Origin of the sequence: Novosphingobium sp. FSW06-99, assembly GCF_001519065.1 — a bacterium.
Taxonomy (GTDB): domain Bacteria; phylum Pseudomonadota; class Alphaproteobacteria; order Sphingomonadales; family Sphingomonadaceae; genus Novosphingobium.
This window is the reverse complement of the sequence record NZ_KQ954263.1, coordinates 127,618-135,159: the sequence shown is the minus strand read 5'-3', so window position 1 is coordinate 135,159 and position 7,542 is coordinate 127,618. Positions and strand designations below refer to the sequence as shown.

The 7,542-nt window shown below is 56.0% G+C and carries 5 protein-coding genes; 3 read left to right on the top strand and 2 right to left on the bottom strand.

Going from position 1 to position 7,542, the window contains the following annotated elements:
* Positions 1-74 precede the first annotated feature (74 nt).
* Positions 75-4,847 carry an HTH domain-containing protein gene (locus tag AQZ49_RS18875; RefSeq protein WP_231739315.1) on the top strand — a complete coding sequence of 1,591 codons (4,773 nt, stop codon included), beginning with the start codon at positions 75-77 and terminating at the stop codon, positions 4,845-4,847.
* A gap of 232 nt (positions 4,848-5,079) precedes the next feature.
* The gene (locus tag AQZ49_RS18870) at positions 5,080-5,550 is read left to right on the top strand and encodes a DUF6790 family protein (protein WP_156428395.1); all 471 of its coding nucleotides are present in this window, start codon (positions 5,080-5,082) and stop codon (positions 5,548-5,550) included.
* A 96-nt stretch (positions 5,551-5,646) separates the two neighbouring features.
* On the opposite strand, the gene AQZ49_RS18865 is transcribed toward AQZ49_RS18870, so the two are convergent.
* Positions 5,647-6,150, bottom strand: coding sequence for an SRPBCC family protein (locus tag AQZ49_RS18865; RefSeq protein ID WP_067619496.1), 504 nt, complete (start codon positions 6,148-6,150; stop codon positions 5,647-5,649).
* Complete coding sequence (locus AQZ49_RS18860) at positions 6,134-6,490, bottom strand: ArsR/SmtB family transcription factor (protein WP_067619493.1); 357 nt, start codon at positions 6,488-6,490, stop codon at positions 6,134-6,136. Before AQZ49_RS18860 ends, AQZ49_RS18865 begins: the two co-directional genes overlap by 17 nt.
* A gap of 167 nt (positions 6,491-6,657) precedes the next feature.
* Here AQZ49_RS18860 and AQZ49_RS18855 point away from each other — a divergent pair, with 167 nt between their 5' ends.
* A complete protein-coding gene (locus AQZ49_RS18855; RefSeq protein ID WP_067619490.1) occupies positions 6,658-7,539 on the top strand; it encodes an OmpA family protein in 882 nt (293 codons plus the stop codon).
* Positions 7,540-7,542: the final 3 nt, after the last annotated feature.

Genomic DNA, 7,542 nt, shown 5'->3' with positions numbered 1-7,542 from the left:
TTCAGATTGGCGGAGACTCCTATCTTCCTAAGCCTCATGATTTGCGTTCTGATGCTGAAGGTTTGAGATTGCGAATGGCGGCTCTTTCATCTCTGGCCGAATTCCGTCAACGAATTTCTGACCTTGAACCAAGGGTTACCTGTTGGTTTGATGCTCAGCGATTATATTTAGAACTTCTGAATGCCGACGAAGATCAGTTCGTTGAGGTGGCAAGTGAGCTACAGGCTAAATGTGGAGAGCCAGATAACAGCATCCTTTTTGCGTCAATTGCTGTGGCATTTGGATTAAATTTTGATATCGGAATCGCGCAGCGCGAGTTGGATCGCAAGGAATTGCTAAATGGACTCGCTGATCATGATTTGATTGGCGCGCTGCCATTGATAGTGCGTCGATCGCCGACTGAGATCATTTTATTTCTAGACCGTTATCATGACGCACTGCTTGCCGCTGGAGCGCCGCTGCCATTCGTTGTCGGATTGCGAATAGAATTGCTCGCAAAGACGGGCGACACGCCACATGCCCGCTCTGAGCTCAAGGCATGGGAATCTCGCCTCGGAGAGGAGGCTGTTGCGCGCCTGGAGGCTATACTAGTCGAGGTTGAGAACGGTGCGCTGCCAGTAGCCCAGTGGCGTAAAGCCTTCGAGATTTCTGATAATGATGGGGATCTCTCCAATTTAGTTGAAGCAATGATTGTTGCAGATCATCCTGATCTCGGTGAGTTTGCAATCAAGCATTGGCAGAGGCGGCATCGTATTGAAGAGACCATTCGTGCTGCCACCGCTCTTTTCAACGCAAAGCGGGATCGCGAACTGGACCTGCTTCTCACCGAGATTGGGGATGCTGGCGAAGCCAGTGACGATATCCTGAGGCACAGGGCATGGGCTGCGTTTCGTGCCGGCCAGCTTGACGAGGCCAGGAGGCGGACCACTGAATTGCGCGCGCGGCTGCCTCACGATCGAGGCCTGCGTCAGCTTGAGATAAACATAGCACTTGAAAGTGGGCGCTGGGGCGACCTTGGGAAGCTTGCAAACGAGGACTATGAACGACGAGAGCACCGAGAAGCCCTGCAACTGCTACAGGGTGCTCAATTCGCACAGCTAATCAATGACCCCATCGCTGAGCATTTGGCGCGTGCAGCCGCACATAAGAATCCCGATGACCCAGTGATACTGTTGTCTGCCTTCCAACTGGCAGTCGAAAGGGGAACTGATTGGGGAACGGAGGCGGGCGGCTGGTTCCGGACTGCAATTGCGCTTTCGGATGCCAATGGTCCAGTGCAGCAAGGCGAACTCCGCGAAGTCGTGGAGATGATCAAAGACCGGCAGGCGCAGGCCATCGAGCTTGATCGCATGATGCTGGCTGGACAGGTGCCGTTTGAACTGGCTGTCCGGCGATTGGGTGTGACCGTCAGCGAATTGTTGCTAGACCGTCTCTCGCGCAATGCAGAGCAACGCGATGCCCGGCGCAGATATTGTCTACCACTGATCGCCGGCAACCGTTTTGCTGGCGACATGTCAGGTTTTCACGTCGTCGCTTTCGACTTGGCGTCGCTGCTGACGCTGGAGTTGCTCGGGTTGCTTGACGAAGCACTGTTAGCCTTTCGCAAGGTAGTAATACCGTCTGGTACATTGCCGTACCTGTTCGATGATTATTTTCGAGCTCATCGCGGCCAAAGATCCCGTTTCCAACAGGCGAATCGGTTGAAGGCACTTATATCGACCAACAAAATCAATGTGATCAAACTACCTGATTGTGATGATGGCGACCGAGGTGAGCTATTGTTCGCTGCACAGACAAATTCGCGTTACGTGCATGACTTCCCCATTCACGAGCCGGGGTCATTCGGCGAGCGGACGATGGATCTCACCGAAATTAGCGCTGAGATCGTCTCCCCAGCTGGCGTCATAGACGTGTTGGAAAATGGGGGGGAATTGGACACCGCCTCTGCGAATGCGGCCCGGACCATGCTTGGTAGCAGTGCGATGCGATGGCCATCGGAAATGACTGTCGATTTTTCGCGGCCCATGCTGCTCAACATTGTCGCTCTGAATGCCCTCGAAAATGCGCGGGTTTTGACGACGCTGATAATGGCGGGCGCTCAACTCGTCGTCACCGACGCTACAGAAAAGGCCATCGATGACGAAATACGTGAATGGCAAGCGTCGCGGAATACCTTGGAAGCCATCGAAGGTTTCCGGGAAAAACTGGTCGCGGCCACTGCCGCCGGTCGAATAACCCATGGCGGGTTCCGTCGGGACGGGGCTGAGCTGGATGACAGTTTAGGGCCAAGCCCAATCATCGCTTTGCTTTCCGATGCATCAAAATACGACGCGCTTGTGTTAGCGGAACGCATGTTTACGAGAGAGGCGGGCGTCACTGATCGGATGGGGCAAAGTCGCCCGATCTTCACGATTTTGGACGTGATTGATGAACTGGCACGTAAGGGGCTAATCGAACCCAGCAGGAGGCTGGCTGCGAGGACCAAACTACGGGCTTGCGGCGTGAGCTTCATTCCCGTCGATGCGGACGAGATCGTGCAGGCTGCAGAACAAGGTGACTGGAAGATCGATCCGCCTCGGGCGATACGGGAAATAGTCAACTCCATTCATCTTCCGCTCATTCGCCATGCAATTGATTTACCGCGTGAAATGCATTGGGTCAGCAACGCTCTGGCCAATATGGTCGTCGCAATCAGACGGTGTTGGGCTGAGTTACCAGATGAGATTGCTGAGCCGGCAGCAACCTGGCTCCTGAAGGCTCTCCCGGACAGCCATTGGGTAGCACGGCGAGGCGACACAGAAGAGCTAAGGCAGTGGGCAGCCAATACGCGCGTTATGATACACACGCTTCTCGCACAACCCGTCGCAATTCCCGAGGAGCGGCTAGATCAGTATGACGGGTGGCATGAATCGCTTGTAGCCCCCCAATTGGCTGGCCGAGATCGCGACATTAAACCCATTGCCCTCAATAACCTTGCGCAAGCTGTCAGCGATGTCGAGCCGGCCTCGTTTGAAGGTGAGGTGGTCGTACCGAAGTATCAAGTATGCATGTGGCTCTTGCGTCATGTTCCTTCAGCATTTCGCGCAATGATCATCGGAGACGAGAGAATTCAAACGACCCTTGGATTTGGAAAAGGAATTTTAAAAATCCTGGATCACAGAGTGCCGTTTAGTAATCTAAGAGAATTTTTAAAGATAACTATAAATGGAGGGATTGCCCATCTAGAAGATATCAACGGCGACATTGTCGCTGAAGCAGGTGAGATAAATGAAGCAGGAGACGCTGTAGCAGTTTTTGGGCAAAAGCGAGTTGCATTCGATTTTTCTGGTTTGCTACATGAGAATTTCAACGAAAGGACGTTAAATCTTGATCGCTTGTTTGCAGATGGAACCCTTGAACCCGAGCGGATCTCATTTTGGAGGAGTGCGGTAACTGACCGCGCTTTAGAATCCGACGAGCTTCATGAGCTAGTATCAGAGTTTTCGTGGACGCCCGAAGCTTGGGCCGAACAGACGAAAGCCAAGCAAGGAAAACTTGCATTCTCCGACCTGTGCGCGAAAGATCGGCGTTATTTTGCAGCATTGTTCCCTCTTGACCCGCAATTGTCATTGGCAGATGCGTTGACGCAAGCGGTCGGTCGGCGGATGCATGGGCCAAACGTTGCCGCGTCGGCACGAGCCCTAGCCCCTCTCACCGTCACATCCAATTTTGACATTATCGCGCTCACGAGCGCTTTGAGCGACGCTGAAATTACTCAGCTATCGGAGCAATTGCTATCGGATGGAGACCTGTTTTCGATATTGGCTGCGTTTCAGATTGCAAGCGGACGATACAAATCGACGCCATGTGTGGAAGCCGGCACTAAGGTGCTCGATGTAATGCTCGGAGACGGCGGACGCCTGCAAAGTGCGGCGAACGACTTTTCTGCCGTTGCGGCGGCCGCTATAGGGTGCGCTGATGCACTAGGGGTGCTTGCAGATTTGCCGCTATCTCATCGTCGGTGCGCACTTCTGGCACTCAGCGGCCATACAATCCGTGGCCTCGGCGGAATTGAATATGAGAGGCCGGAATTTCTTGATGCGGTTTTGCGGTGGCTTGGGCCCAGCAATCAGCTAGGCGGTATGGTTGAGCGCCAGGAAGGGCGTTGGTGGGTACGCGAGTGGCTGCACCCCGCAGTTATGGCCGCCCAGTTTCGCGCAAGGGCGATTGCGTTGATCCGTGCTGTTCCGGAGGAATTGAGGCCGGAGCGATGGACCCTTGAACTAAAGGCTCACGATGACGCCAAACCTGATATTTTTGAACAGGTTACAGGCCCACTTGAAGAATTTAGTTCAAGCTGGATGACATTGGAGTTTCCCGCGGATATCGTAGAAAGCGTTTTGTATAATGACGATATATCCCAAGCAAACAATGCACTTTTGAATATTATTATGGCATTTGAGCTTCCTGACAATCCAAAAACCGCACGCGATGCAGTGCTTTCACTACTGAAGCGTTGCGGTCCAGACAACTTGACTATGACAGTAAAGCTGGCGTTACTGGCTGCATGGCGATGGGCAGATCCTGAACTCGCCACCAAGGCATATCAAATTGGTATTTCAAATCAAGCTGCGACAAACATTTCTATTCGGGCAAAAGGAGAATGGGCCGTCAGCGCATGCGCTTGTTATGGAGACACAACCGAAAGTGCTCGGGTTTTGGAGCAGAATTTTAGACAATTGATCGATGCTCCATTGACTCCAGGAAAAGCAAGAGATATGCTTGGACTTGTAGACAAATTGCAGGATATATATGATAAGGGCGATTGGATTTCGGAGTTTCGGTCCGCTTTACTATTAGCTTCTTGAACGTGATCGTTTCGAAATCACTGGCCGTATGTAAAACTGGGAAGCGTCGTCGAGATTTGGACGGTGAACAATCGACAGGTTTCAGCGTGGTGAATAGGAATTTCGAACGACCAATACTGCGGTGTGACCGCCTTGCTGAAATCGACCAGCAGCGCACTTTGACTTAAAGGCCGAAATCGTCGAAGTTACGCCCATCGCGCCCACTCGCGCTCGCCACCAAGGCAGGCCTTGCATGTTGTATTTAGCAGTAGTGGCACTCACCATGTTCATACTGCCGATTGGTTCGGTAACCGCGGAACATGTGTTTTATGCGGGCGAGCCGCTGTTGTGGCTGGCCGGGAAATGGTTTGTCTTTTGGGGCGTGGGCGTGCGTCTGACGCTGGCAGGTGCGCGGCAGGTGATGCAGCCAGAGTTCACCGCGCGCGAAATCTTTCACATGGAAAGCAGCGAGGCACTACCCCTGGTGCGCGAACTTGGCATTGCAAATCTCGCCACCGGTGTCGTTGGCATTCTGTCGCTGCGTGCCCCCAGCTTTGTGCTGCCGGTCGCAATCTCGGCCGGCATCTTCTACGGTATCGCAGGTTTTCGCCATATCGCAGAGCGTGGCCGCAGCGGCAACGAAACGGTCGCGATGGTTAGCGACCTTTGGATCTTTGCCGTGCTTGCGGCGTTTGTCTGCGCCTTCGTTCGGGCGGCCAACTGAACGGTCAGGCATTGCGTTGAAAGGTCCGCAGGCCTGCCAATCCGGACGAACGGCGATCACGGGCACGTGTTCTTGTGGCGCGTGAAACGGCCGCCGTTACGTGCCGATGTCGGGAAGCATGGCGTCGAGCTGGTCCAGTTGTTCGGGCAGTCCGGCCGCCGAACCCTGTAGCGCTTCCTCCAGTGCCTCGCGCGAGGGGTAGAGTTCGTGGAAACGCAGCAGTGTCATCCCGTCCCGGTCTTCGAACGTCACGGTGGTGATCGCGCCCGCTTCGTCTTCGTCGTTGGTCCACACGATGCGCGCGTTGGGCACCACGTCGAGGTATTTGCCGTGGAAGGCCATGGTATCCCCGCCGTCGGTGCCGAATTCCAGGCGATAGGTGCCGCCGGTGCGGACATCCATGGCACACGCCACCAGCGCAACGCCGGTTACCGATTGCGGCATCCACCAGCGGCGGAACAGCTCTGCCTCGCTCCACGCCCGGTAAACCGTGGCGGGCGGCGCGTTGAACATCCGCGTGACGACCAGTTCGTGATCGCCCTTGCGCTCGACCTGGGTGCGGTTGTGCGCACCGCCTGCGCTGTCATCTTGCCGATCCATCGTGTCCCTCCTGCTGCATTTCGCTGATAATGGCATCCAATGCGTCAAAGCGGGCCTCGAACAGCCGGCGATGCGCCTCGATCCATGCGGCCTCTGCCGCCAGGCCGCGCTGGCCAAGCGTGCAGGTTCTGACGCGTCCGACCTTGCGCGTGACGACGAGCCCCGCCCGTTCGAGCACCTGGACGTGCTTTTTCATCCCGGTCAGCGTCATCTGGAACGTGTCGGCCAGACCGGTGATCGACGTGTCCCCCTGCCCAAGCCGATCGATGATCCCGCGCCGCGTCGCATCGGACAGCGCCGCGAACGTCAGGTCGAGTCGAGGGCTTGCATACTGAACCATATGGTTCAGTATTTAACTTGCGTTTGCAGTCGGTGCAAGGGCCCGCACACGGATCGCCGCAAAAAGCGCGCGGTTTGCCGGGCCAGCCGGGGCCCGGCGCAAATCTTTCATTTGCGAGACAGGTTCGCACCGGCACGCTGTCGGCCATGGTGTGAAGGAGGTGTGTTATGTTGGTCATTTCCAGAAAGACAGGCGTTTTCGTTCTGCTTGCCATGACGGCCATGCCGCTGTCGGTGCAAGCACAGACCCAGGACCAGGCACAGCCGCAGGAACCGGCCAAGACCGATATCACCGTAACCGGCACGCCCGTGCCCGATGCCTCGCAGATGTCGCCGGGGCCGGAAATCAAGGGGTTTATCTCGGCCCGTACCGCCAGCACGGTGCAAGTTACCGCCGCCGATGGCACCAAATCGATGATCGCGTTTGATGACCATACCCGCATCCGGGCCAGCCATGGCCTGTTTGGCGGCACCAACCTGGATGCGGATTCGCTGCTCAACGGGTTGCCGGTGACGGTCAAGACGCTGCAAGGGCCGGGCGGCCTGCTGGCCAGCCAGATCCGTTTCAGCAACGGCGATCTGAAAATGGCCAACATGATCCGGCGCGGCACCGACCAGCGCTTTGCCGAACAGTCCGCCGCCACCGAAGCGTTGCGCGGCCGCGTGGCCGATATCGACAAATACAACATCAAGAGCACGACCAACGTGCATTTCAGCACCGGCAAGGCGGTGTTGACGCCCGAGGACAAGGCCGATCTGTGCACGACCGCCAGCCAGGCCGAAGGGATCGACAACGCGCTGATCCTGGTGGTGGGTTACACCGATGCCACCGGCAGCGATGATTTCAACCAGACGCTCAGCGAAAAGCGCGCCAACAGCGTCATCAACTATCTGCAACAGGTCTGCCATTGGAAGCCCTATCGCATGCTGACCCCCACCGGCATGGCCAAGGCGGACCCGCTGGCCAGCAACGACACCCCCGAGGGCAAGGCGCAGAACCGCCGCGTTTCGGTGAATATCCTGGTCAGCAAGGGCCTCGACGGGGTTTAACTA